The organism is Phenylobacterium sp., from assembly GCF_044236515.1.
Taxonomy (GTDB): domain Bacteria; phylum Pseudomonadota; class Alphaproteobacteria; order Caulobacterales; family Caulobacteraceae; genus Phenylobacterium.
In genome coordinates, this window is record NZ_JBIIGK010000032.1 from 1 (window position 1) to 25441 (window position 25441).

Here is a 25441-nt window from a genome sequence, read left to right on the forward strand (position 1 = left end):
TGGCCGACGTGCTGGCGCCGCTGGGCTATGGCGTCACCGACGACCCGCAGTCGGCGGACCTGGTGGTGCTCAACACCTGCCACATCCGCGAGAAGGCGACCGAGAAGGTCTATTCCGAGCTCGGCTACATCCGCCAGATGAAGGAGGCCCGGCGCGCCGAGGGCCGGGCCATGACCATCGCCGTCGCCGGCTGCGTCGCCCAGGCCGAGGGCCAGGAGATCATGCGCCGCCAGCCGGCGGTCGACCTCGTCGTCGGACCCCAGGCCTACCACCAGCTCCCGGAACTGATCGCCCGCGCCCACCGGGCCCGCGGCGAGCGCCTGGCCGCCGACTTCGCTCCGGAGGACAAGTTCGACGCCCTGCCGGCCGAGCGCCGGCCCGACGGGGTCACCGCCTTCCTCACCGTCCAGGAGGGCTGCGACAAGTTCTGCACCTTCTGCGTGGTGCCCTACACGCGCGGCGGCGAGTGGTCGCGGCCGGTCGAGTCCATCGAGGCCGAGGCCCGGGCCCTGGCCGACAAGGGCGTGCGCGAAGTCACCCTGCTCGGCCAGAACGTCAACGCCTACACCGGCGAGGGTGGGCTCGCGGGCCTCGTCCGCCGGCTGGCGAAGATCCCCGGCCTCGACCGCATCCGCTACACCACCAGCCATCCGCGCGACATGGACGAGGCGCTGATCGCCGCTCATGCCGAGGTCGAGGAACTGATGCCCTACCTGCACCTGCCCGTGCAGGCCGGCTCGGACCGCATCCTCAAGGCCATGAACCGCGCCCACACCGCCGAAAGCTATGTCCGGCTGGTCGAGAAGATCCGCGCCGCGCGCCCCGACATGGCGATCAGCGGCGACTTCATCGTCGGCTTCCCCGGCGAACGCGACGCCGATTTCGAGGCGACCCTGCAGATCGTCCGCGAGGTCCGCTACACCGGCGCCTTCTCGTTCAAATATTCGCCCCGCCCGGGCACGCCGGCCGCCGCCCTGCCGGGCCAGGTCGCCGATGCCGTGAAGGACGAGCGGCTGAAGCGGCTGAACGCCCTGCTGGAGGACCAGCAGATGGCCTTCAACGCCGCCCAGGCCGGGCGCGTCCTGCCGGTGCTGTTCGAGAAGAAGGGTCGTCACGCGGGCCAGCTGGTCGGCCGCAGCCCCTATCTGCAGTCCGTTCACGTCGCCGCGCCGGATCGCCTGATCGGCCAGATCGTTAGCGTGAAAATCACAGAGGCGGCCCGCAACAGCCTGGCGGGCGCGCTGATCCAAGAGATGGAGCCCGTTTGAGCCGCGCCCCCGAGTTTCTCACCCTCTCCGACGAAGCCGCGCGCGCCGTGGCCGGCGTCGGAGGACGTCACGCCGCCCTGATCGAAGATGCGTTCGGCGTGCTGGTCGAAACCCCCGGCGGCGGTGTCTCGCTGACCGGCGACGCCCGTAGCCGGGCCCAGGCCAAGAAGGTCGTACAGGCCATCGCCGACCGCGCCGACCAGGGCCTCGACATCGTCGAGGCCGACGTCCGCGTCGCCATCGGGCAGGCGAGGACCGGCGGCGGCGCCGGCTCGGCGCCGGGCGCCGGGGCCCTGCCGGCCGGCCGCCGCGGCCAGGTCGCGCCCAAGACCCCGACCCAGGCCGAGTACCTCCAGGCCCTCAACCGCTGCGAGCTGGTGTTCGGCCTCGGCCCGGCCGGCACCGGCAAGACCTTCCTGGCCGTGGCGCATGGCGCCGGCCTTCTGCTGCGCGGCGAGGTCGACCGGCTGATCGTCTCGCGGCCCGCCGTTGAGGCCGGCGAGCGGCTCGGCTTCCTGCCGGGCGACATGAACGAGAAGGTCGACCCCTATATGGCTCCGGTCTGGGAGGCGCTGACCGACATCCTCGGGGCCGACCAGCTCCGCCGTCGCCGCGAGAAGGGCGAGATCGAGGTCGCGCCCATCGCCTTCCTCAGGGGGCGGACGCTCAGCCACGCCTTCGTCATCGTCGACGAGGCGCAGAACGCCACCCGCCTGCAGATGAAGATGGTGCTGACCCGCCTGGGCGAAGGCGCCCGCATGGTGGTGACCGGCGATCCGACCCAGGTCGACCTGGTCAACGGCCGCGATTCCGGTCTCGCCCATGCGGTCGGCCTGCTCGACGGCGTCAAGGGCATCGGCGTCACCCGCTTCACCACCGCCGACGTCGTCCGCCACCCGCTGGTCGAGCGGATCGTGCGGGCCTACGACGCCGACGCGGCCAAGACCGGACGCGCCGATTGATCGACGTCGAGATCGAGGACGAGGCCTGGCTCGCCGCCCTGCCGGAGGCCGAGGCCCTGACCCGTCGCGCCGCCCAGGCGGTGCTGGATTCCGAGGGCGCGATCGGCGAGGGCGTCACCCTGCTGCTGACCGACGATGCGGCGGTGGAGGACCTCAACGGCCGCTTCCGCGACCGCCCGAACCCGACCAACGTCCTGAGCTTCCCGGCGCCGCCCAACCCGGAGCGTCATCTCGGCGACATCGCCCTCGCCTATGGGGTCTGCGCCCGCGAGGCGGCCGAGCAGGGCAAGCCGCTGGCCAACCATTTGCAGCATCTGGTGGCGCACGGGGTGCTTCACCTACTAGGATACGACCATATGACCGATGAGGAGGCCGAAGCGATGGAAGGCCTCGAGCGTGTCGTGCTGGCCGGGCTGGGGATCCCCGATCCCTACCTGACCGGCGAAGGAGACCATGAGCGACCCTGACCCCTCAAGTAGTCCCGAGCCCCGCCGCCAAGGCTTGATGGGGCTCTTCCGACGGCTACGCGGCGCCGCCCCGGCGGCCGACACCGATCCGACCGAACCGCACGCCCAGGCGTCCGGCGAACTCGTCACCCAGGCGCGCGCCTTCCAGGACCTGCGGGTCGACGACGTCATGCAGCCCCGCGCCGACATCGTCGCCGTCGACCGCGCCTGTACGTTCGCCGAGGTCGTCGGCCAGTTCGTCGAATCCGAACACTCGCGGATGCCCGTGTACAAGGACACCATCGACGAGCCGGTCGGCGTCATCCACGTCAAGGACGTCTTCAAGCTCCTGGCCCGCAAGACCAACAAGCCCAAGCCCGAGGACCAGATCCTCATGGGCCGCCGGCACCTGGTCCGCCCCGTCCTCTACGTCCCCGCCTCCATGCGCGCCTCGGAACTGCTCGCCATGATGCGCGGCCGCCACACCCACATGGCCCTCGTCATCGACGAATTCGGCGGCACCGACGGCCTGGTCACCCTCGAAGACCTGCTCGAAACCCTGGTCGGCGAGATCGAGGACGAGCACGACGACGAGACCGACGCCGCCGCCGCCCCCATCGTGCATGACGAACACGGCTGGCTGGTCGACGCCCGCACCGCCCTCGAAGATCTGGAAGCCGCCATCGGCGACGGCGTCGACCTCGCCCCCGAGGAGGTCGACGAGGAAATCGACACCGTCGCCGGCCTCGTCAACACCCTGGCCGGCCGCGTTCCCCAGCGCGGCGAGCGCATCGAACACGCCGGCGGCTTCGTCCTCGAAGTGGTCTCCGCCGATCCTCGCCGAGTGAAGCGCGTCCGCGTCCGCCGCGTCCCGCCGCAGGAGACGGTCGGCCCGTGACTGCCTGGCCGCTGCTGCGCGTCGCGGCCCTGTGGGCGCTTGTCGCCGGCCTCGCCGCAGGGATCGCCCACCCGCCGTTCGGCGTGCTGCCCGGCCTGCTGGGCTACGCGCTTCTCCTGCGAGCCATCGAGGCCGACACGCCACGACCCCTGCGCTCCGCCTTCTTCCGCGGCTGGCTGGCCGGCGTCGGCTATTTCGCCGTCGGGGTCTGGTGGGTGGTGGAGCCGTTCTTGGTCGACGCCGCCGTCCACGGCTGGATGGCGCCCTTCGCCCTAATCCTGATGGCCGGCGGACTGGCGCTGTTCTGGGGCGCCGCCGCCCTGGCCTATCGCGCCGCAATCGGACCCCGGCGCGGCCTCGCCCGCGTGTTCGTCTTCGCCGGTCTCCTGGCCTCCACCGAGTGGGTCCGAGGCCACATCTTCACGGGCTTTCCCTGGAACCTGCCGGGCGAGACCTGGGCCGCCGGCTCGGCGCCCTCGCAGGCCGCCGCCGTGCTGGGCGCCTATGGGCTGACCTGGGTCACGCTCGCCATCGCCGCCGCGCCGGCCCTGCTGCTGGACCCGGCCGGCCGACGCGTCCGCGCCCTGGTCGGCGCCGTGGCGGTCGGAGCGGTGGCCTGTCTTTTCGCCTTCGGCCTGGGACGGCTGTCCCACGCCGCCCCAGCTGCGCCGGACGCGCCCCAGGTCCGCATCGTTCAGGCCGACATCGACCAGAAGGACAAGTGGCGGCCGGAGAACCTGCCGCTGATCTTCGAGACCTATCTCGAACTCTCCCGCAGGCCCGCCGCCCGTCCTCCGCAGGTCGTCATCTGGCCCGAGGGCGCCCTGCCGGCGGTGATCGACGATATCCTGGCGCACGCCTCGCCCTACGGCCCGCGCCTCGTCGCCGCCTTCGCCGAGGGCCAGACTCTGCTGATGGGCGCCAACCGCGCTGAGCGTGATCTCCAAGGTGTCGACCGCTACTACAACAGCCTCGTGGCCCTGCGCCGCGAGGGCGAAGGACTGCGGGTCACCGGCGTCTACGACAAGCACCGGCTGGTGCCGTTCGGCGAATTCCTGCCGTTCGGCGACCTCGCGACGAAGATCGGCCTGCGCAGCCTCGTTCACATGCCGGACGACTTCAGCGCCGGCCCTCCGCCGTCCCCGCTGGCCCCCTCGGGCATGCCGGCGCTGCAGCCGCTGATCTGCTACGAGGCCCTGTTCCCCGGCCTGACCCGCCGCGCCGCCTCCGGTCAGGACGCTGTCCGGCCGGCCTGGATCCTCAACATCTCCAACGACGCCTGGTTCGGCCAGACCAGCGGCCCGCTCCAGCACCTCAATCTCGCCAGCTACCGGGCGATCGAGGAGGGTCTCCCCATCGTCCGATCCACCCCTACCGGCGTTTCTGCGGTCATCGACGCCTACGGCCGGGTGCAGGATGGCCAGCGGCTCGGTCTCGGCGCCTATGGGGTGATTGATGCGCCGCTGCCACCGGCGCTGAAACCAACGATCTACGCCCGCTTCGGAGACTTGCCTTTCGCCGGCCTGTTGCTAGCTTCCCTCGCAGTATTTCTCGCTTACCGCGTTCGGCGAACAGTGTGATGCAAGTTCGCCTTCTCTGCATCGGGCTGAGCCTGGGGGCGACATGCATTCTTCGGAGGGCGACGAGGGGGCAAACCCCATCGATCGCCACGTCGGTGTCCGGATCCGGGTGCGCCGCAAGGAGCTCGGCATCAGCCAGGAGCGCCTAGGCGAGCGGATCGGCCTGACCTTCCAGCAGATCCAGAAGTACGAGCGGGCGGCCAACCGGGTCAGCGCCTCGAAGCTCTGGGAAATGGCCCGAGCGCTCGACGTCTCCGTCGGCTACTTCTTCCACGGCCTGAGGAATCCCTTCGACGACGTCGACGGCGAGGGCTTCGCGACGGACCCGGTCATGGCCGCCGACGGCGCCGAACTCGCCGAGGCGTTCCCGCGCATCAGCGAGCCCGGCGTCCGTCGCAAGCTGATCGAGCTGGTCCGCATCATCGCCGAGGACCACGACCCGGACGCCGATCATCGCGACTGAGGCCGCTGCGGCCATCCCCCCGCTTGGCGGGACATAAAGGTTTCTTTATAGGCTCCGGAAGTTCGCGTCGCTGCAGGCCGGCGCCTCATCTCCCCGGAGTTCGTCCGTGAGCCGTTCGAATTACATCTTCACCAGCGAAAGCGTTTCCGAAGGCCATCCGGACAAGGTCGCCGACCGCATTTCCGACACCGTCGTCGACGCTTTCCTGGCGGTCGAGCCGGAGGCGCGCGTCGCGTGCGAGACCCTGGTGACCACCAACCGCATCGTCCTGGCCGGCGAGGTCCGCGCCGGGCGGCCCGGCGGTTCGAAGGCCGAAAACAAGGCCCTGACCAAGGAGATCGTCCGCAGCCTCGAGCCCAAGGTTCGCCAGGCGGTCAAGGAGATAGGCTACGAGCAGAAGGGCTTCCACTGGTCGAAGGCCAAGTTCGCCTGCCATCTGCACGAGCAGTCGGCCCACATCGCCCAGGGCGTCGACGCGTCCGACAAGAAGGACGAGGGCGCCGGCGACCAGGGCATCATGTTCGGCTACGCCTGCGACGAGACGCCGGAACTGATGCCGGCGACCCTGCAGTTCTCGCACAATATCCTGCGCCGCCTGGCGCAGGCCCGTCATTCCGGCGAATGCGCGGTGCTGGAGCCGGACGCCAAGAGCCAGGTCACCCTGCGCTACGAGAACGGCCGTCCGGTCGAGGTGCTGAAGATCGTCGTTTCGACCCAGCACCAGAAGCGGATCGGCCTGCATTCGGCGACGCCGAAGCGCATCCAGGAAGCCATCCTGCCCTACATCCAGGAGGTCTTCCCCGAGGGGCTGATCACCAGGAAGACCAAGTACCTCGTGAATCCGACCGGCCGTTTCGAGATCGGCGGGCCAGACGGCGACGCCGGGTTGACCGGCCGCAAGATCATCGTCGACACCTACGGCGGCGCGGCCCCGCACGGCGGCGGCGCGTTCTCGGGCAAGGACCCCACCAAGGTCGACCGCTCGGCGGCCTACGCCTGCCGCTATCTTGCCAAGAATGTCGTGGCCGCCGGCCTCGCCCGTCGCTGCACCATCCAGATCGCCTACGCGATCGGCGTCGCCGAGCCGCTGAGCTTCTATGTCGACCTGCACGAGACCGGCGAGATCGATCCCGCGAAGCTGGAGCTGGCCCTGCCCGAGCTGATCGGCGGCGCCACGCCGCGTGCGATCCGCCAGCACCTCGGCCTGAACAAGCCGATCTACGCCCGCACGGCGGCCTATGGCCACTTCGGCCGCAAACCCGACGCCGACGGCGGCTTCTCGTGGGAGCGTACGGACCTGATCGCCGAGCTGAAGGGCCTCGCCTAGCCCCGGCTCTCAAGGTAGGGGAGCGGCGATGACCGCTTCCCACCCGCCGCTCCGCTCCTTCGGCCGCATCAAGTCGCGCAGCATCAAGCCGCGCCAGGCCGCGTTGATGGACACCCTGCTGCCGGCGATCCGGCCGCCGGACGGCGCCTTCGATCCGCGCGGACTGAAGGACGGCGCGACCGAGGCCTGGCTGGAGATCGGCTTTGGCGGCGGCGAGCACATGGCGGCCCAGGCGGCGCGACGGCCCGACGTCCTGATCATCGGCGCCGAGCCGTTCCAGAACGGCGTCGCCAGCGCCCTGCGCCACCTCGACGAACAGCAGCTCGACAACGTCCGCATCCACGACGGCGACGTCCGCGAACTGATAGCCCGGATGCCGGACGCCAGCCTCGATCGCGCCTTCATCCTGTTCCCTGATCCGTGGCCAAAGGCGCGGCACAACAAGCGCCGGCTGATCCAGGACGAGACGGTGGGCGAGCTTGCCCGGCTGCTGAGGCCGGGCGCGGCCCTGCGCTTCGCCAGCGACTGGGCGGACTATGTCGACTGGACCTTGGAGCGCGTGCTGAAGGATGGCCGGTTCGGCTGGCCGGCCGAGCAGGTGGCCGACTGGCGCGATCCGCCGGCCGACCACATCACGACCCGCTATGAGGAAAAGCGCCTGGGCGATTGCGCCCCGGTGTTCCTCGACTTCGTTCGGCTCTAGCCGGCCTGCTGAGTCTGGTAGGCGTCGATAGACGCCTTGATCAGCTCGGCGGCCTCGGCGGCGTCGGCCCAGCGAACGATCTCCACCGACTTGCCCTTTTCCAGGTCCTTGTAATGCTTGAAGAAGTGGGCGATCTGCTCGGTCAGGATGGTCGGCAGCGCCCGCCAGGAATCCACGCCGACGTAGAACGGGTGGAGCTTGTCCACCGGCACCGCCAGGATCTTCTCGTCGCCGCCGGCCTCGTCGCGCATGATCAGCGCGCCGACCGGGCGGCAGCGGATGATGGCGCCCGGCACCACCGGCGTCGGCCCGACCACGATCACGTCCATCGGATCGCCGTCGTCGGCCAGGGTGTGCGGGATGAAGCCGTAGTTGCCCGGATAGTACATCGCCGTGTGGAGGAAGCGGTCGACGAAGATCGCGCCGGAATCCTTGTCGAGCTCGTACTTCACCGGCTCGCCGCCCTGCGGAATTTCGATGACCGCATTGACGTCGTACGGCGGGTTGGCGCCGACGGGGATCTTGGAGAGGTCCATGGGGGAGGGGCCTTCTGGGACACACAGACAAAAAGAGGCGCGCTGTGTGCGCTAAGGGCGCCGGCGAGTAAAGGGGCTGACAACGTGGGCGCCGGTCGCTATATTCCCCTCAACACATCGCTGATCGCGCTGGATGGCGCTTTCAAGCGGCGGGCTCCGGCCCGGCCGCTTTTTTGTTTGCCGGAGGACGGCTGAAGAGATGCGCGGGAAGACCGCCGAGGACGCCAGGCTCCTGGAGCTGCTCGACCCCGTGGCCGAGGCCGCGGGCTACGAGATCGTCCGCGTGCGCTTGATGGGCGGCTCCGAACAGCGCCGGCTCCAGATCATGGCCGAGCGTCCGTCGGACGGCGACATGAACGTCGAGGACTGCGCGCGCCTTTCCCGCGCCATTTCCGAGGTGATGGACGCTGCCGATCCGATCGCCGGCGAGTATCTTTTGGAAGTCTCGTCGCCGGGCGTCGATCGGCCCCTGACCCGGCTGAAGGATTTTTCGACCTTTGAAGGCTACGAGGCCCGTCTCGAGCTCGACCGGCTGACCGAGGGCCGCAAGCGCTTCAAGGGCGTTCTGGCCGGGATCGAGGACGCCAACGTCGCCATCGACCTGGAGGGAGAGGCCGAGACCGCCCTCGTGCCCTTCGCCTGGATCACCGAGGCCAAGCTTGTCCTTTCCGACGAGCTGATGAAGCGGGGCGCCGATATCCGCGCCGCTCGCCTGGCCGCCGAACAACAACCGACATCCGACCAAGAGGACCTGTCATGAGCCTGACCGGCATTTCCGCCAACCGGCTTGAACTGCTCCAGATCGCCGAGGCGGTCGCTCGCGAAAAGGCGATCGACAAGGAGATCGTCATCGAGGCGATCGAAGAGGCGATCCAGAAGGGCGCCCGCGCCCGCTACGGCGCCGAGCATGATATCCGCGTGCGCATCGACCCGAAGACCGGCGAGACGGTGGTCAAGCGCGTCGTGACCGTGGTCGCAGACGACGCCACTTTCGGCATGGTCGAGGGCGAGGACGGGGTCGAGGTCCCGGCCGACGAGCCGGCTGGCATCCTGCGCCTGTCGGACGCCAAGCGCACCGATCCGGACGCCGTGGTTGGCAAGACCTATGAAGAGGTCCTGCCGCCGTTCGAATTCGGCCGCGTGCAGACCCAGATGGCCCGTCAGGTCGTGACCGGGAAGGTCCGCGAGGCCGAACGCGAGCGCCAGTACGAAGAGTTCAAGGATCGCGTCGGCGAGATCGTCAACGGCTCGGTCAAGCGGGTCGAATATGGCAACGTCGTCGTCGACCTGGGCCGTGGCGAGGGCATCATGCGCCGCGATCAGTCGATCCCGCGCGAGAACTTCAACATCGGCGACCGGATCCGTTGCTACATCTACGACGTCCGCCGCGAGACGAAGGGGCCGCAGATCCTGCTCAGCCGCGCCCACGGCGGCTTCATGGCCAAGCTGTTCGCGCAGGAAGTGCCGGAGGTCTACGACGGCGTCATCGAAATCCGCGCCGTGGCCCGCGATCCGGGTAGCCGCGCCAAGATGGCGGTGATCTCCAACGACAGCTCCATCGACCCTGTCGGCGCCTGCGTCGGTATGCGCGGCAGCCGGGTCCAGGCCGTGGTCGCCGAACTGCAGGGCGAGAAGATCGACATCATCCAGTGGAGCCAGGACGAGGCGACGTTCATCGTCAACGGCCTGGCGCCGGCGGAAGTCTCCAAGGTCGTCATGGACGAGGAGGACGAGCGCGTCGAAGTCGTGGTGCCGGACGAGCAGCTGTCGCTGGCCATCGGCCGCCGCGGCCAGAACGTCCGCCTCGCCTCGCAGCTGACCGGCTGGCAGATCGACATCATGACCGAAAGCCAGGAGAGCGAGCGCCGCCAGCGCGAGTTCACCGAGCGGACGGCCCTGTTCCAGGAAGCCCTGGACGTCGATGAGGTCATCGCCCAGCTGCTGGTCACCGAAGGCTTCGCGACCGTCGAGGACGTGGCTTACGTCGACAACTCGGAAATCGCCGCCATCGAAGGCTTCGACGAGGACACCGCGGAGGAAATCCAGACCCGCGCCCGCGAGTACCTGGAGCGCGAGGCCGCCGAGTACGACCAGAAGCGCCGCGAGCTTGGCGTCGAGGACGCCGTGCTGGAGATCGAGGGCGTGACCCTGCCGATGGCCGTGGCGCTGGGCGAGGGCGACGTAAAGACCGTCGAGGACTTCGCCGGCCTGGTGCCCGACGACCTGCGCGGCTGGTTCGAGACCCGCAACGGCGAGCGTGTCCGCGAGGCGGGCATTCTCGAGACCTTCGGCCTCGACGCTCAGGACGCCGAGACCCTGATCATGCGGGCCCGCGTCGCCATGGGTTGGGTCGAGGCGCCGGAGCCGGAGCCGGAAGCCGAGGTGGCCGACGAGGAGCTGATCGACGCAGAGGCCTTCGCCGAAGCCGAAATGGCCGGCGAGGCCCGGGACGCCTAAGGGACGCGGCACGTCGTGGTCGCCGCCACCCTCGCCGAAGCCGCCCGCGAGCGGCGGGACATCGTCTCCGGCGAGGTGATGGAGGAAGCGCGCCTGCTGCGCTTTGTGGCCGGTCCCGAAGGCGCGGTCGTCCCCGACCTGGCGCGCAAGCTGCCCGGCCGCGGCCTTTGGGTCGCGGCCGATCGGGCCTCCGTAGACCAGGCGGCGAAGAAGGGACTGTTCTCCCGCGCCGCCAAGGCCAAGCTCGTCGCCTCGGCCGATCTGTCGGACCAGGTCGACGCCCTCCTGCGTCGGCGGATTTTGTCGGGGCTGGGTCTTGCGCGGAAGGCCGGCGACCTTACCTCGGGGTTCGAGAAGGTCTCGCAGGCCATCGCGTCCGGAAAGGCCGCCTGGCTGATCGAGGCGTCCGACGGCGCCGCCGACGGCCGCCGCAAGATCTGGGCCCAGGCCCGAAAGCAGCTTCGTCCGCCCGGCCTGCTCGGCGTCTTCACGGCGTCCGAATTGGGTTTGGCCTTGGGGCTGGAGAATGTGATACACACCGCCTTCCTTGCGGGGCGAGCCGCCGATCGTTGGGCGCAGGACGTCCAGCGGCTGTCGGGCTTCAGCCCGCTCCTTCCTGAGAGTTGGCGCGAGGAGCCTTAGAGGCGACGGGGCTGAAAAGCCCCGAGCGCCTCCATTCGTTATCCGTTTGGCCGGATCCGCCGGCCGGTGAGTAAAGCGAGCGCATGAGCGACGAGAACAACAACGGCCGACCCTCCGCCCCCGGCGGACGCCAGCCCCTGACCCTCAAGCCCCGCGGGGCCGGATCGGTCAGCGCCGGCACGGTGAAGCAGAGCTTCAGCCACGGCCGTTCCAAGACCGTGGTCGTCGAGACCAAGCGCGCCCGCACGCATGCGCCGGGCGGTGGTAACCTCGCTGCGCCCTCGTCCGCCGAAAAGCGGGTGTTCGACACCCGTCCGGCCGCCCCGGCTCCCGCCCAACCGCGCCCGCAGGCGCCGGCCGGCGGCGCCGGCGACGGCCTTTCCGCTGAGGAGCGGGCCGCCCGCGCCCGCGCTATCGAACTCGCCCGCGAGCAAACGGCCCGCCAGGAGGCCGAGCGCCGCGCCCAGGACGAGCGCGCTCGCGCCGCCGCCGAGGCCGCCGCCCGCGCCGCCCAGGCCGCGGCTGCGCCGCCGCCTGCCGCCGCTCCGCCCGTGTCGGAAGCCCCGGCCGCCGCGGCGCCGGCGCCTGCCCCGGCGCCCCCGCCGGCCCCGGTCGCCCCGGCGGCTCCCGTCGCTCGTGCGCCCGAGACTCCGCGTCCCGCGGAGACGCGCCCTTCCGCCGGCCAGACCCGCACCTATCAGCCGTCGCCGGATCGCCGCGACGACCGTCCGAGCACCACGACCTATCGTCCGGAGCGCCCGCGCTTCGAAGGCGCGAGCTTCAACCAGCGTGCGCCGCGCAACGACGGCCCGCGTCCGCCGCGCGACGACCGCGGCCCGCGTCCGGGCGTCGACCGTCCGATGCGGGACGATCGTGCGCCGCGTCCCGAGGGCGGCACCGTTCGCTATTCGGCGCTCGCGCCGCGTCCGGCTCCGGGCGCCCGCGGCCCCGGCGGCCCCGGCGGCCCACGCGGCCCCCGCGTCGGCCCGGCCGCCCCGCCGGCCACGCCGGAAGTCCAGCGCGCGGCCCGTCAGGCGCCGCGTCCCGGCGGCGCCAACCTCGACCGCCGTCCGGACGAGGATGACCGCCGCCGCGACGCCGGCCCCGGCAAGGCGATCTCCCGCGCCAAGGGCGCCCCGCAGCGCCGCGAAGGCCGCCTGACCATCCAGACCGTCGCCGGCGACGCCGAGGGCGCTGAGCGGATGCGTTCGCTCGCCTCCGTCCGCCGCGCCCGCGAGCGCGAGCGCGAGAAGCGTAAGGGTGGCGCCGTCGAGCAGGCCCGCGTGGCCCGCGAAGTCGTCATTCCGGACGTCATCACGGTCGGCGAGCTCGCCAACCGGATGGCCACCCGCGGCGTCGAGATCATCAAGTTCCTGATGCGTCAGGGCGTGATGCTGAAGATCAATGACGTCATCGACAACGACACCGCCGAGCTGGTGGCCACCGAATTCGGCCACACCGTGAAGCGCGTCTCGGAAGCCGACGTCGAAACCGGCTTCATCGGCGCCGAGGACGTGGACGATCATCTGGTCGGCCGTCCGCCGGTCGTGACCGTCATGGGCCACGTCGACCACGGCAAGACCAGCCTGCTGGACGCGCTGCGCGCCACCGACGTGGTGGCCGGCGAGCACGGCGGCATCACCCAGCACATCGGCGCCTATCAGGTTCGTCTGGAGGACGGCCAGCGGGTCACCTTCCTAGACACGCCCGGCCACGCCGCCTTCTCGGCGATGCGGATGCGCGGCGCCAACGTGACCGACATCGTCGTGCTGGTGGTGGCGGCGGACGACGGCGTGATGCCGCAGACCGTCGAAGCCATCAACCACGCCAAGTCGGCCGGCGCGCCGATCATCGTGGCGATCAACAAGATGGATAAGCCGGGCGCCGATCCGACCCGGGTGATCAACGAGCTGCTGCAGCACGAGATCGTGGTCGAAAGCCTAGGGGGCGACACGCAGGCGATCGAGGTGTCGGCGACCCAGAAGATGGGCCTCGACAACCTCATCGAGGCGATCCTGCTGCAGGCCGAAGTGCTCGACCTAAAGGCCAATCCGGATCGGACGGCTGACGGCATCGTCATCGAGTCCAAGCTCGACAAGGGCCGCGGCGCGGTGGCCACCGTGTTGGTCAAGCGCGGCACGCTGAAGCGCGGCGACATCGTCGTGGCCGGTCCGAACTTCGGCCGCGTCCGCGCGCTGCTCAACGAGCGCGGCGAGCAGCTGGGCGAAGCCGGTCCTTCGGTGCCGGTGGAGATCCTCGGCCTCGACGGCACTCCGGATCCCGGCGAGCCCTTCGCAGTCGTGGAGAACGAGGCCCGCGCCCGCGAGCTGACCGAGTACCGCGTGCGGGTGAAGCGCGAGAAGACCGGCTCGCCGGTCCAGGGCGCCTCGCTGGCCGACATGATGGCCAAACTCGCCGACAAGAAGGTCTCCGAGCTGCCGGTGATCATCAAGGCCGACGTGCAGGGTTCGGCCGAGGCGATCGTCGGGTCGCTTGACAAGATGGGCACCGACGAAGTCCGGGCTCGCATCATCCTGTCCGGCGCCGGCGCGATCAGCGAAAGCGACGTGATGCTGGCGAAGGGCGCCGGCGCGCCGATCCTTGGCTTCAACGTCCGTGCGTCGAAACAGGCGCGCGACCTGGCCGAGCGCGAGGGCGTCGAGATCCGCTACTACGCGATCATCTACGACCTGCTGGACGACATCAAAGGCGTGCTCTCGGGCATGCTCGCGCCCATCCAGCGCGAAACCTTCCTCGGCAACGCCGAGGTGCTGCAGGTATTCGATATCACCAAGGTCGGCCGGGTCGCGGGTTGCCGCGTCACCGACGGCGTGGTCCGCAAGGGCGCCCGCGTCCGGATCGTCCGCCAGGACGTGGTGGTGCTGGAACTCGGCACCCTGCAGACGCTCAAGCGCTTCAAGGACGAGGTCAACGAGGTCAATGCAGGCCAGGAGTGCGGCATGCACTTCGGCTTCCAGGACATCAAGGTCGGCGACGTCATCGAGTGCTTCACCCTCGAAGAGGTCAAGCGCAGCCTCTAAAGGCCGGCGTGGTCAAAGAAGCGGCCCTCCCGAGCGATCGGGAGGGCCTTTTCGCGTGCGGGTAGGCCGTGAACTCGCCGCGGTTCTCGCCTATCCTCTGAAGGAACAGCCGGAGCCGCTCATGCGCATCGCCGCCGCCGTCCTTGCTCTCGCAGGCCTCACCCTGGCCTCCTGCGCCACCGGCAAGAAGCTCGACGCCGCCGCGGACGTCCACGCCCTGTTGATCTCGATCCGCGACAACGACCAGGCGAGCTTCGACGCGCACGTCGACCGCGCGGCCTTGAAGCGCGAGATCCAGGCCCGGATCTCGGCCGAGGCGGCCCGCGATCCGCGGTTTGGAAGCCTCGGCGCCCTGCTGGCCCCCGGGCTCGCCGAGCTGGCCGGCGAGACCCTGGTCCAGCCGCAGATGTTTCGCCTGGTGGCCGAGCGCTACGGCTACACGCCGCAGACCAAGATCCCCAATCCGATCGTCATCTCCCAGGCGCTGAAGCCGCTGCCGGACGGACGGGTCTGCGCCACGCGCACCAAGGACGGCCCCTGCCTGCTGACCTTCAGCAAGATCGCCGGCACCTGGAAGCTGACCGGTTTCGAAGGCGGCCTGTCGGAGCTGAAGATCTAGCATCCGCTGGACTTCCCGGGCCGCCGCGCCTAGAAGCGCGCCCTTCCCTGAGCGGCGCGTCCGATCCGCGCTCCAGGTCCTCGAAAGCAAGATCATGTCACGACAATCCCATCACAACCGCGGGGCGGCCCAGGGGCCGACCCAACGCCAGCTGCGCGCCGGCGAACTGGTCCGTCACGCCCTGGTCGAGATCCTGCGTGAGGAGGAGATCTCCGACGCCGCGCTCGAGGGGGTGTCGGTGACCGTCACCGAAGTGCGGATGAGCCCCGACCTGCGCCACGCCACGGTCTTTGTGGAGCCGCTCGGCGGCGGCCACGCCGACGAGGTGACCGCCGGCCTGAACCGCCATTCGAAGTTCCTGCGCGGCCGGCTCGGCCGGCATATCGAGCTGAAGTTCACCCCCGACCTGAAGTTCCTGCACGACGAGAGCTTCAACGAGGCGGCGCGGATGAACCGTCTGTTCGACGACCCGCACGTCCGGCGCGATCTGACCCCCGACGAGCCGTCGGATTCCTGGAAGGACGAGGACTGATGGGGCGCCGCCGCAAGGGCGACGCGGTCTCCGGCTGGATCTGCCTCGACAAACCCTACGACCTGACGTCCACCCACGCGGTCAGCCGCGTGCGTCGCATCTTCAACGCCCAGAAGGCTGGCCACGCCGGGACGCTCGACCCGCTGGCCACCGGCATCCTGCCCATCGCCCTGGGTGAAGCGACAAAGACCGTCCCGTTCCTGATGGACGCCGACAAGGCCTATCGCTTCACCATCGCCTGGGGCCGCACGACGGCCACTTTCGACCGCGAGGGCGAGACCCTGGCCGAGTCCGACGTTCGGCCGACCCTGGCTCAGGTCGAGGCGGTCCTGCCGCGCTTCGTCGGCGAGATCAGCCAGGTCCCGCCGGCGTTCTCGGCGATCAAGGTCGACGGCGAGCGGGCCTATGACCTCGCGCGCGCCGGGGAGACGGTCGAGCTCAAGGCTCGGCCGGTGACGATCCACGCCGCGCGCCTGGCCGGCGCGGCGGACGCCGATCACGTCACCATCGAGATCGAGTGCGGCAAGGGCACCTACGTCCGCGCCCTGGTGCGCGATATCGCCGAGGCGCTGGGTGCTTGCGGCCATGTCAGCGAGCTTCGCCGGAGCCGGGTCGGCAGCTTTACGGAGCATTCGGCGGTGACGCTGGAATTGCTTGAGGATTTAGGGCATAAGGCCCGCTGCTTGGAGGCATTGCTTCCGGTCGAGACCGCACTGGACGACATCCCGGTGCTGGCCGTGACCGACGAAGACGCCTTCCGGCTGAAGCAGGGACGGTCGATCGTTCTCGTTCCCCGACAGGTTGAAGCGGTGAAAGCTGGCTTGAAAGCCGGCTCGCGCACCGTTTCCGCCATGGCGGGCGGATCGATGGTCGCTCTCTGCGAGATGCGCGCGGGCCGGCTCGAACCCTCGCGGGTCTTCCATCTCGAAAAGAGCGGAGACTAATCGATGTCGATTACGGCTGAACGTAAAGCTGAAGTCATCAAGACCCATGCCCGCGGCGAAGCGGACACGGGCAGCGCCGAAGTCCAGGTGGCGATCATGTCCGAACGGATCGCGAACCTCACCGAGCACTTCAAGACGCACAAGAAGGACAACCACTCGCGCCGCGGCCTGCTGAAGCTGGTCTCCGCGCGCCGGTCGCTCCTCGACCACCTGAAGAAGTCCGACCAGGCCCGTTACCAGGCCCTGATCGAGACCCTGGGCCTGCGCCGCTAAGCTCAGCCCCAAGTTCCCTTGAGGGTCCGGTCCAGGCCGGACCCTTAAGTCTATCAAGGACGATTACGCCGCTCCTCCGCGACAGGCCGGAGGACCCGATGCGGCGCCGGAGCCAAGCGCTCCACACACGCCGAGGGTTCGAGAGAAATCCTCACCGCCTGTTCGAATGGAGAGGATTTCGGAAGACCGATCCCTGTCCGCCCCCGCCTGGGAATGCGCCCGCGGGATGAGAAAGAAGCGAAAATGTTCGATATCAAACGCAAGACCATCGAGTGGGGCGGCAAGACGCTGACGCTCGAAACCGGCCGCATGGCCCGTCAGGCCGACGGCGCCGTTCTGGCCACCTACGGCGAGACCCAGGTCCTGGCGACCGCCGTCTACGCCAAGAGCGCGAAGCCCGGTCAGGACTTCTTCCCGCTCACCGTCAACTACCAGGAGAAGTTCTATGCCGCGGGCAAGATCCCGGGCAGCTTCCCCCGCCGCGAGGGCGCGCCCTCGCAGAAGGAAACCCTCACCAGCCGCCTGATCGACCGTCCGATCCGCCCGCTGTTCGTGAAGGGCTTCAAGAACGAGGTCCAGGTCGTCACCACGGTGCTGGCGCATGACCTCGAGAACGATCCCGACATCGTCGCCCTGGTCGCGGCCTCCGCCGCCTTGGTGCTGTCCGGCGCGCCCTTCATGGGCCCGATCGGCGCGGCCCGCGTCGGCTACGTGAACGGCGAGTACATCCTCAACCCGACGCTCGACGAGATGAAGGAAAGCCGGATGGACCTGGTGGTCGCCGGCACCAACGACGCCGTGATGATGGTGGAGTCGGAAATCCAGGAACTGTCCGAAGCCGAAGTCCTCGGCGGCGTGACCTTCGCCCACAAGGGCATGCAGCCGGTGATCGACGCGATCATCGAGCTGGCCGAACACGCGGCCAAGGAGCCCTTCGACTTCCAGCCGGACGACACCGACGCGCTCAAGGCCGAGGTGAAGAAGGTGATCGGCGACGACCTGCGCGCCGCCTACCAGATCACCAAGAAGTCCGACCGTGTCGCCGCCCTGGGCGCCGCCAAGCAGAAGGCCGTCGCCGCCTTCGCGAAGTCGGAAGCCAATCCGGACGGCATCGATCCGCTGAAGCTGATCAGCGTCTTCAAGGAACTCGAGGCCGACATCGTCCGTCGCTCGATCCTCGAGACCGGCAAGCGTATCGACGGCCGCACCGTCGACCAGGTCCGTCAGATCGTTTCGGAAGTGGGCGTCCTGCCCCGGGCCCACGGCTCGGCGCTCTTCACCCGCGGCGAGACCCAGGCGCTGGTCGTGGCCACGCTCGGAACGGGCGACGACGAGCAGCTGATCGACGCGCTCGAGGGCAAGTACTACGAGAAGTTCATGTTGCACTATAACTTCCCGCCGTTCTCGGTCGGGGAGACGGGCCGCATGGGCGCGCCGGGCCGCCGCGAAGTCGGCCACGGCAAGCTGGCGTGGCGGGCGATCCGCCCGATGCTGCCGACCGCCGAAGAGTTCCCCTACACGATCCGCCTGGTCTCGGAGATCTTCGAGTCCAACGGCTCGTCGTCGATGGCCTCCGTCTGCGGCTCCTCGCTGGCCCTGATGGACGCCGGCGTGCCGCTGAAGAAGCCGGTATCGGGCATCGCCATGGGCCTGATCCTGGAAAGCGACGGCTTCGCGGTCCTGTCGGACATCCTCGGCGACGAAGACCACCTCGGCGACATGGACTTCAAGGTCGCCGGCACCGCTGACGGGATCACCTCCCTGCAGATGGACATCAAGATCGCCGGCATCACCGAAGAGATCATGAAAAAGGCCCTCGAACAGGCGAAGGGCGGCCGTGAGCACATCCTCGGCGAAATGAACAAGGCCATGGAGGCGCCGCGCGCCGAACTGGGCGAGTTCGCGCCGAAGATCGAGACCATCAAGATCCCGGTCGACAAGATCCGCGAAGTGATCGGCTCGGGCGGCAAGGTGATCCGCGAGATCGTGGAAAAGACCGGCGCCAAAATCGACATCGGTGAAGACGGCACGATCAAGATCGCCGCCGCGGAAGCCGCCAAGATCGACGCCGCCAAGGATTGGATCAAGTCCATCGCCTCGGAGCCCGAGGTTGGTCAGATCTACACTGGCAAGGTCGTGAAGATCGTCGACTTCGGCGCCTTCGTGAACTTCTTCGGCGCCAAGGACGGCCTGGTCCACGTGAGCCAGATCTCCAACGAGCGCGTCGCGAAGGTCTCGGACGTCCTGCAGGAAGGCCAAGCCGTGAAGGTAAAGCTTCTTGGCTTCGACGACCGCGGCAAGACCCGCCTGTCGATGAAGATCGTCGACCAGGAGACCGGCGAAGACCTGTCCAAGAAGGAAGGCGCGGAGACCGAAGAGGCGTAACGCCGCTTCGCCATCCATACGACAAAGGCGGCCGGAGCGATCCGGCCGCCTTTTTTCTTGCCTTCAGAACGCGCCGTAGCCGCGGGCCATGGCCGCGGCGAACACCAGCACCAAGACGAAGAGGCCCGACTGGGCGTGGAGGAGGCCGCGGGCCCGCCCGATCTCCCCCGCCGCCAGGCCGTGCCCGGCCCGCCGCGCGATCAGGAAGGCGCGCGTGCCGGGGATCGACAGCAGGCCGATGGCGGCGAAGGCGGCGACCTTGGCCCAGAAGAAGCCGTTGTGGGCGTAGTAGTCCCAGCCCTTGGCCGCGAAGACGGCGCGGCAGATTCCGACGATGAGCGTCATTCCGGCCACGCCGCCGTAACCGCCGTCGACCAGGGCCAGTCGCTGGAGAACGCCTGGATCGCCGGCCCGGCGGACCAGCAGCATCTCGGCGACCAGCAAGCCGAACAGGGCAAAGATCAGCAGGTGATGAGCGATGGCCAGAACGAGGTCCAGCACGCCCTCAGGCCCCTTTGACCGGCCCGCCGATCGACCAGTCGACGCCGAACGGGTCGCGCACCGAGCCGTAGCGGTCGCCCCAGAACTGGTCCTCCAGCGGCATGCGGACCTCGCAGCCGGCGGCCACCGCCCGCTCGTACCAGGCGTCGGCGTCGTCCACCTGCAGGTGGATGGTAAAGCCGCCCATCTCCCGGACCTGGCTTTGGCTGTACTCTGGGAACTCGTCGCTCATCATCACCGAGCCGCCATTGATGGAGAGCTGGACGTGCATCAGCCGCTTGCCGTCGTCGGCCGGCATCCGCACCGTCTCTTCGGCGGCGAAGGCGCGCTTATAGAACTCGGCGGCCTCGGCGGCGCGGCCGCCCTTGGGGTGCAGGTAGCAGGAAACCGGGCTGGTCAGCGGCGCTTGGTCCGACATAGGGCGTCTCCCTCGATTGGAGACCCCAGCCTAGCAGCAAAACCGCGACAGTCTTAAGGACCCGTTCAGCCCCGCAGCTTGCGCAGCAGCACGTCCACGTCGCGGGCGATGGCGGCGTCTTCACCCTTCAGCGCCTCGATGCGCCGCACCGCGTGCAGCACCGTCGTGTGGTCGCGCCCGCCGAACCGCCGGCCGATGTCCGGCAGCGAGCGGGTGGTGATCTGCTTGGCCAACCACATGGCGACCTGGCGGGGGCGGGCCACGGCGCGCGCGCGGCGCTCGCTGATCAGGTCCGCCTGCTTGAGGTTGTAGTGCTCGGCGACGGCTTTCTGGATCATGTCCACCGTCACCTTACGCTCGTTGCAGGCGAGGTGCGGCCGAAGGATGGCCTGGGCCTCGTCCAGCGTCAGACGGGCGACGTCAGCGCCCACCCGGGCGACGAGGGTGTTCAGGGCGCCTTCGAGCTCGCGGACGCTGTCGGTGAAGCGGTCGGCGAGGAACTGCAGCACCTCAGGGCGCGCCGAAGGCAGGAACCGGCCCTGCTGGGCCAAGGTCGCCAACTTGCGCTCGAGGATGCCCAGGCGCAGGGCCCGGTCGGCCGGCTCGATCCCACAGACGAGACCCGCCTGGAGGTGCGAGCGCAGGCGCGGTTCCATGTCCGACAGCTCGTTCGGCGAGCGGTCGGCGGTCATCACCACCCGGCGGCCGTCCTCGACCAGGGCGATGAGGGTGTGGAAAAGCTCCTCCTGCGTCGACGGCTTGCCGGCCACGAAGTGGACGTCGTCGATCAGCAAGAGGTCGGCGTTGCGCAGCTCGTCCTTGAACGCTTGGGTCTGGCGGTCCTGCAGCGCCTTGACGAAGGTCGTCGTGAAACGCTCAGCGGTCAGATAGACCACCCGCTTCTCCGGCGCGCTCTGCATGGCTTCCCAGGCCAGCGCGTTCAAGAGGTGGGTCTTTCCGAAGCCGTACGGGCCGTGGAAGACCACCGGATTGAAGTGCCCGTCGGCCCAGGACGCCACCCGGCGCGCCACGGCGAAGGCGAATTCGTTGGCCGGGCCGGCCACGAAGGTCTCGAAGCTGAAGCGCTCCTGCAGGCCCTGCAGGCGACCCTGGCGGGCGACCACCGGCGGCGCCTCGACCTCGATCTCGATAACCTCGGGTTCCGGCGCGGCGCGGACCGGCGCCGGAGCGGCATCCATCTCCATGCGGGACTTCAGGTCCAGGCGACGACCCATCGGGTCGTTCTGCGCCCACAGCTCGCCGATACGGCGCCAGGCATGACGGCGGATCCAGTCGCGCGCCACGCCGGTGGCGGCGACCACGCACACTTCGTCACCCGCCTCGCGCAGAGCCGCTTGCCCCAGCCAAGAGCCGAAGGTGGCCTCGCCCAGCTCTCGCTTGAGAACTTGGCAGGTCTTCATCCAGACGGCCCCAGCTGGCGTTTCTGCCATAGCTCCCGCGGCCCTCCCGCTCATCATTGCAAACCCCGCCTCTCAGCCCCGGCCCCACGCCAGGCCCGCCCTATTTTTCTCAACACGCACAGGCGCTTATCCGGCGAATGCGACTGCTCCGCCGGCGTCCCGAAGACCGAGATCGATTGGAAAAAACGCCTGTAAGAGGCTTGAGATTAGTCGCGGCTTAGGGCCGGTCAACGGCGATTCTTAGCGCCGTCGGCGGATATTTCCGTTGACTCCGATAGACCCCCTGAAGGGGTTGAGAAAACCGCTGACAACACAACGTTCGTCGAGCCATTTGGCCGCAGTGTCGGTCAGCCGACGGAGTTTCGGACAGCAAAAAGCAGCGTTCGGAAAGAACGCTGCTGCAGCATTTTTCGCGATGCGAAAGCGCGGGCGGCGAGGCCGCCCGCCGCCGGGCTCAGGCCGACAGCTTCTTCAGCTGGGCGGCGAGGCGCGAGACCTTGCGCGAGCCGGTGTTCTTGTGGACCACGCCCTTGGAGACAGCGCGCATCAGCTCGGACTGAGCCTCGACGAAGGCGGCCTTGGCGGCACCGGCGTCGCCCTTGGTCAGGGCTTCTTCGAACTTCCGCAGGAAGGTCCGGACGCGCGAGCGGCGCGCCTTGTTGACTTCGGTGCGGCGGGCGATCTTGCGGACCGCTTTCTTGGCGCCGGGCGTGTTGGCCATTCTTCAGAGCTCTTCAATACGGGTCGCGCCCCGCCGACGGCAGGGCGTGCGAAATGGAGGCGCGGATATACGGGAGCGGCCGCCGTGGGTCAATGGCGACCGGGCGGTTTTAGCCGGCGCCGGTAAAGACCCGCCAGGCGGGGTGGGCGGCGACCAGGTCGGCCAGCCGCTGATAGCCGCCGGCGCCCGGGTGGGCTCCGTCGATCGCCTCGGCCTCGCGGTTCCACAGCCCGTCCGCGAACAAGGGCTGGAAGACGTCGACGAACGACACCCGCAGGCGGCCGGCCAGGGCCTTCAGATGGTCGTTCAGCGCCTCGATGCGGGCGGCGCGGCCGGGCTCGGGCATCGGCGGCGGGCCGACCATCAGGACGGGGCCCAGATCGGCCGCTTCGACGAGCATGGCTCGGGCATGGGCGAGGCTCGCGGCCGGCGGCACGCGCGGCGCGCCGGCCTCCAGCCCGCAGTCATTGGCGCCGAAAGAGAAGACGATCCCCGTTTCGCCGACGACGTGACGGGCCTTCGCCTCTGCGCGCCAGCGTGTGGCCACGTCGGCGCTGCTGTCGCCGCGAACCCCGAGATTGTAGAGCGTGATCTCCGGCCGTCCGCGCAGCGCCCGGCCGACCCAGCCCAGATGCTCCGGATCGCCCTGGCCGAGGACGAAGCTGTCGCCGAACGCCAGGATGCGCATCAGCGCCCCTTGAACTCCGGCTTCCGCTTGGCGACGAAGGCCGCCATGCCCTCCTTCTGGTCGTCGAAGGCGAACAGGGAGTGGAACAGCCGCCGCTCCAGCGCCAGGCCGGCGCTGAGGGTGGTGTCCTGGGCGGCGTCGACCAGTTCCTTGGCCATAGCGACCGCCAGCGGCGACAGGCCGGCGATCTTGCGGCCGACCTCCATCGCCTCGTCGACGAGACGGTCGGCCGCGACGACCCGGGCCACCAGGCCCGAGCGTTCGGCCTCGGCGGCGTCCATCGTGCGGCCGGTCAGGATCAGGTCCATGGCCTTGGCCTTGCCGACCGCCCGGGTCAGCCGCTGGGTTCCGCCGATGCCCGGGACAATGCCGAGGTTGATCTCCGGCTGGCCGAACTTGGCGGTGTCGGCGGCGATGATCAGGTCGCACATCATGGCCAGTTCGCAGCCGCCGCCCAGGGCGTGGCCGGCGACCGCGGCGATGACCGGCTTGCGGAAGGCGTCGAAGCGGCGGGAAACCTCCGCGAACAGATCGCTGCGGAACATGTCCGCATAGCTCTTGTCGGCCATTTCCTTGATGTCGGCGCCGGCGGCGAAGGCGCGCTCCGACCCGGTGATCACCACGCAGCCGACGCGCTCGTCGCCCTCGACCGCGTCCAGCACCGCGACGAGGTCGGCGAGCAGGGCGGCGTTGAGGGCGTTCAGCGCCTGCGGCCGGTTCAGCCGGACCAGGGTCACGCCGTCGTCGGTTTCCACCAGCAGGGTCTCGTAGGTCATCGTCGCCTCCAGGCCGCTATGGGTCCGTGCGGCTTAAGGCCCCTCGACCGAATAGCCAAGGGCGCGCAGTCGTGCGGGAAGTCCTTCCGGGCCGACCAGGTGCCCGAGGCCGACGATCACCACGGAGCGCCCCTGGCCCTTCAGCCGCCGGTCAAGGGTCGCCGCCCAGCGGCGGTTGCGCTCGACGACCAGCACTCGGAAGAGGTTCGGGGCGGCCCGGCGCATGGGATCGAGCGACTCCCGCTCGATGGTCCGGACGTCCCCGGCCATCCAGGCCCGCAGCAGCAGCTGGAACTCGTCCGGGTCGTGCTCCATCTCGCGGACTGTCTGGTTCAGCGCCGCGATCTGGTCGCCCAGCGGCGCGCCGGCGAAGAAGGCGATCTGTTCCGACGGCGTTTCGAAGGATCGGCGCGGCGTCGCGGGCGGCGTCGCGGCCGACAGCACGGCTTCGACCCCGTTGGCCTCGCTGGCCGCGGCCCGGCGAAACACCGCGCCGGCCAGCGCCATCTCCGCCATCCACGGCCGGTAGGCTTCCAGCATCGCCGGGTCGATCCCATAGGCCTGGGCGACCCTCGCCAGACGCTCGGCGTCCGCCGGCCGCAGCAGCTTCGACAGGCGCTGCCCCTGTGGCAGGAGGCCGTGGTTTAGCGCGGTGCGGGCGCTTTCCTGTTCCGCCTCAGGGCCGGTCGGCAGCTCGAACCAGACATCGTCCGCCCCGCTAAGCGCGCGATCGAGCGCCGCCGGTCGCCAGGCCAGACCCGCCGGCAGGACATGCACCGAGCCGAAGAGGACGAGTTCGGAGTTCCTGTCCTTCACCACCCACATCGGCGGTTCAGCCCGGGCGCATCCGGCGGCGAACGCGGCCAGGCCAGCGGCGGTGGCGAAGAGCGCGCGTCTCACTTCTGGCAGACCGGGCAGAAGAAGGTCGAGCGCCCGGCCTGCGCCTCACGGGCGATCACGCCCCTGCAGCCTTCGTTCTGGCAGGGCTGTCCCTCACGGTCGTAGACCCGGAAGCGATGTTGGAAGTAGCCGAGCGCCCCGTCGGCGCCGGCGAAGTCGCGGAGGGACGAGCCGCCGGCCGCGATCGCCCGCTGCAACACCTCCCGGATCGCGGCGACCAGCGGCGGAAGGCGGGCGGCGGCGATCTTCCCGGCTGGTTTGAACGGCGAGATCCGCGCCTGGTGCAGAGCCTCGCAGACGTAGATGTTGCCGAGCCCGGCCACGACCCGCTGATCGAGCAGCAGGGTCTTGGGACCCTGCTTGCGGCCGGCGAAGGCGCTCTTCAGCCGGCCGACGTCGAAGGCGTCGGACAGAGGCTCTGGACCCATGTCGGCGAACCAGGGGTGCACCTCGAGCAGGGCGGTGTTGACGAGGCCCATGAAGCCGAACCGGCGCGGATCGTAATAGGTGATGCGGACCCCGGCGTCGGTGTCGAAGACGACGTGGGCGTGCTTCGGATCCGGATCGGGCGCGTAGTGAAACTCACCGGGCCGGCTCGACCCTTCAGGGCGCGCGATCTCGAAACGGCCGCTCATGCCCAAGTGCATGACGAGGGTGTCCTCCCGATCCAGCCGCGCGAGGATGTACTTGGCGCGGCGGGACAGTTCGACCACTCGCGCCCCCGTCAGTTGCTGGACGAAACCTTCCGGAAACGGAAAGCGCAGATCGGGCCGGCGCGCTTCGACCCGGATCAGGCGGGCCCCTTCCAGCACGGGCTGAAGTCCGCGGCGGACGGTTTCGACCTCGGGAAGTTCGGGCATGGGCAAGGCTTGGCACGGCCGGGATGGCGCGCCAAGGGCTTCCCCGATATGACGGCGGGCATGACCGGACCTGCCGCGAC

Annotated in this window: 26 protein-coding genes; 17 read left to right on the forward strand and 9 right to left on the reverse strand. The window is 69.4% G+C overall.

Going from position 1 to position 25441, the window contains the following annotated elements; genetic code table 11:
* From miaB to trmB, 8 genes are all read left to right on the forward strand, one after another.
* Positions 1-1268, forward strand: a 1268-nt coding sequence (gene miaB / locus ACILRF_RS05470; protein ID WP_395671264.1) for a tRNA (N6-isopentenyl adenosine(37)-C2)-methylthiotransferase MiaB, incomplete at its 5' end; no start/stop codon positions are given.
* On the forward strand, positions 1265-2230 hold the full coding sequence (locus tag ACILRF_RS05475) for a PhoH family protein (protein WP_395671265.1): 966 nt from the start codon (positions 1265-1267) through the stop codon (positions 2228-2230). The genes miaB and ACILRF_RS05475, both read left to right, overlap by 4 nt.
* Positions 2227-2697 (forward strand): rRNA maturation RNase YbeY, encoded by a 471-nt coding sequence (ybeY, locus tag ACILRF_RS05480; protein ID WP_395671266.1) that lies wholly within the window; start codon positions 2227-2229, stop codon positions 2695-2697. Before ACILRF_RS05475 ends, ybeY begins: the two co-directional genes overlap by 4 nt.
* Positions 2684-3574 carry a hemolysin family protein gene (locus tag ACILRF_RS05485; protein WP_395671267.1) on the forward strand — a complete coding sequence of 297 codons (891 nt, stop codon included), beginning with the start codon at positions 2684-2686 and terminating at the stop codon, positions 3572-3574. The genes ybeY and ACILRF_RS05485 overlap by 14 nt, the downstream gene beginning before the upstream one ends.
* Positions 3571-5154 carry an apolipoprotein N-acyltransferase gene (gene lnt, locus ACILRF_RS05490; RefSeq protein ID WP_395671268.1) on the forward strand — a complete coding sequence of 528 codons (1584 nt, stop codon included), beginning with the start codon at positions 3571-3573 and terminating at the stop codon, positions 5152-5154. The genes ACILRF_RS05485 and lnt overlap by 4 nt, the downstream gene beginning before the upstream one ends.
* Before the next feature lie 43 nt (positions 5155-5197).
* Positions 5198-5617, forward strand: coding sequence for a helix-turn-helix domain-containing protein (locus tag ACILRF_RS05495; protein WP_395671269.1), 420 nt, complete (start codon positions 5198-5200; stop codon positions 5615-5617).
* 106 nt (positions 5618-5723) lie between these two features.
* Positions 5724-6944, forward strand: coding sequence for a methionine adenosyltransferase (gene metK / locus ACILRF_RS05500; protein WP_395671270.1), 1221 nt, complete (start codon positions 5724-5726; stop codon positions 6942-6944).
* A 28-nt stretch (positions 6945-6972) separates the two neighbouring features.
* Entirely contained in the window at positions 6973-7647 is a 675-nt protein-coding gene (gene trmB / locus ACILRF_RS05505) for a tRNA (guanosine(46)-N7)-methyltransferase TrmB (protein ID WP_395671271.1), read from the forward strand.
* On the opposite strand, the gene ppa is transcribed toward trmB, so the two are convergent.
* Positions 7644-8183, reverse strand: coding sequence for an inorganic diphosphatase (gene ppa / locus ACILRF_RS05510; RefSeq protein WP_395671272.1), 540 nt, complete (start codon positions 8181-8183; stop codon positions 7644-7646). The genes trmB and ppa overlap by 4 nt on opposite strands.
* 199 nt (positions 8184-8382) lie before the next feature.
* Here ppa and rimP point away from each other — a divergent pair, with 199 nt between their 5' ends.
* From rimP to pnp, 9 genes are all read left to right on the forward strand, one after another.
* Positions 8383-8943, forward strand: coding sequence for a ribosome maturation factor RimP (gene rimP, locus ACILRF_RS05515; RefSeq protein ID WP_395671273.1), 561 nt, complete (start codon positions 8383-8385; stop codon positions 8941-8943).
* Complete coding sequence (nusA, locus tag ACILRF_RS05520; protein ID WP_395671274.1) at positions 8940-10640, forward strand: transcription termination factor NusA; 1701 nt, start codon at positions 8940-8942, stop codon at positions 10638-10640. Before rimP ends, nusA begins: the two co-directional genes overlap by 4 nt.
* 15 nt (positions 10641-10655) lie before the next feature.
* A complete protein-coding gene (locus tag ACILRF_RS05525; RefSeq protein ID WP_395671275.1) occupies positions 10656-11282 on the forward strand; it encodes an RNA-binding protein in 627 nt (208 codons plus the stop codon).
* A gap of 83 nt (positions 11283-11365) precedes the next feature.
* Complete coding sequence (gene infB, locus ACILRF_RS05530; RefSeq protein ID WP_395671276.1) at positions 11366-14323, forward strand: translation initiation factor IF-2; 2958 nt, start codon at positions 11366-11368, stop codon at positions 14321-14323.
* Positions 14324-14444: 121 nt separating this feature from the next.
* Positions 14445-14942 carry a DUF2939 domain-containing protein gene (locus ACILRF_RS05535; RefSeq protein WP_395671277.1) on the forward strand — a complete coding sequence of 166 codons (498 nt, stop codon included), beginning with the start codon at positions 14445-14447 and terminating at the stop codon, positions 14940-14942.
* A gap of 94 nt (positions 14943-15036) precedes the next feature.
* A complete protein-coding gene (gene rbfA, locus ACILRF_RS05540) occupies positions 15037-15474 on the forward strand; it encodes a 30S ribosome-binding factor RbfA (RefSeq protein WP_395671278.1) in 438 nt (145 codons plus the stop codon).
* Positions 15474-16418, forward strand: coding sequence for a tRNA pseudouridine(55) synthase TruB (gene truB, locus ACILRF_RS05545; RefSeq protein WP_395671279.1), 945 nt, complete (start codon positions 15474-15476; stop codon positions 16416-16418). The genes rbfA and truB overlap by 1 nt, the downstream gene beginning before the upstream one ends.
* Before the next feature lie 3 nt (positions 16419-16421).
* The gene (gene rpsO / locus ACILRF_RS05550) at positions 16422-16691 is read left to right on the forward strand and encodes a 30S ribosomal protein S15 (protein WP_395671280.1); all 270 of its coding nucleotides are present in this window, start codon (positions 16422-16424) and stop codon (positions 16689-16691) included.
* 243 nt (positions 16692-16934) lie between these two features.
* The gene (pnp, locus tag ACILRF_RS05555) at positions 16935-19076 is read left to right on the forward strand and encodes a polyribonucleotide nucleotidyltransferase (RefSeq protein WP_395671281.1); all 2142 of its coding nucleotides are present in this window, start codon (positions 16935-16937) and stop codon (positions 19074-19076) included.
* A gap of 63 nt (positions 19077-19139) precedes the next feature.
* Here pnp and ACILRF_RS05560 read toward each other — a convergent pair whose 3' ends face one another.
* The 8 genes from ACILRF_RS05560 to mutM form a co-directional block, all read right to left on the reverse strand.
* Complete coding sequence (locus ACILRF_RS05560) at positions 19140-19577, reverse strand: DUF2214 family protein (RefSeq protein WP_395671282.1); 438 nt, start codon at positions 19575-19577, stop codon at positions 19140-19142.
* A 4-nt stretch (positions 19578-19581) separates the two neighbouring features.
* Positions 19582-19995, reverse strand: a complete 414-nt coding sequence (locus tag ACILRF_RS05565; protein ID WP_395671283.1) for a VOC family protein — start codon at positions 19993-19995, stop codon at positions 19582-19584.
* A gap of 65 nt (positions 19996-20060) precedes the next feature.
* A complete protein-coding gene (gene dnaA / locus ACILRF_RS05570; RefSeq protein ID WP_395671284.1) occupies positions 20061-21473 on the reverse strand; it encodes a chromosomal replication initiator protein DnaA in 1413 nt (470 codons plus the stop codon).
* A gap of 397 nt (positions 21474-21870) precedes the next feature.
* Positions 21871-22137, reverse strand: coding sequence for a 30S ribosomal protein S20 (gene rpsT, locus ACILRF_RS05575; protein WP_395671285.1), 267 nt, complete (start codon positions 22135-22137; stop codon positions 21871-21873).
* 109 nt (positions 22138-22246) lie between these two features.
* On the reverse strand, positions 22247-22825 hold the full coding sequence (locus ACILRF_RS05580; protein ID WP_395671286.1) for a GDSL-type esterase/lipase family protein: 579 nt from the start codon (positions 22823-22825) through the stop codon (positions 22247-22249).
* Positions 22825-23601, reverse strand: a complete 777-nt coding sequence (locus ACILRF_RS05585; protein ID WP_395671287.1) for an enoyl-CoA hydratase — start codon at positions 23599-23601, stop codon at positions 22825-22827. Before ACILRF_RS05585 ends, ACILRF_RS05580 begins: the two co-directional genes overlap by 1 nt.
* Positions 23602-23634: 33 nt before the next feature.
* Positions 23635-24501, reverse strand: a complete 867-nt coding sequence (locus tag ACILRF_RS05590; protein WP_395671288.1) for a TraB/GumN family protein — start codon at positions 24499-24501, stop codon at positions 23635-23637.
* Positions 24498-25361, reverse strand: coding sequence for a bifunctional DNA-formamidopyrimidine glycosylase/DNA-(apurinic or apyrimidinic site) lyase (gene mutM / locus ACILRF_RS05595; RefSeq protein WP_395671289.1), 864 nt, complete (start codon positions 25359-25361; stop codon positions 24498-24500). The genes ACILRF_RS05590 and mutM overlap by 4 nt, the downstream gene beginning before the upstream one ends.
* Between the last annotated feature and the right edge of the window lie 80 nt (positions 25362-25441).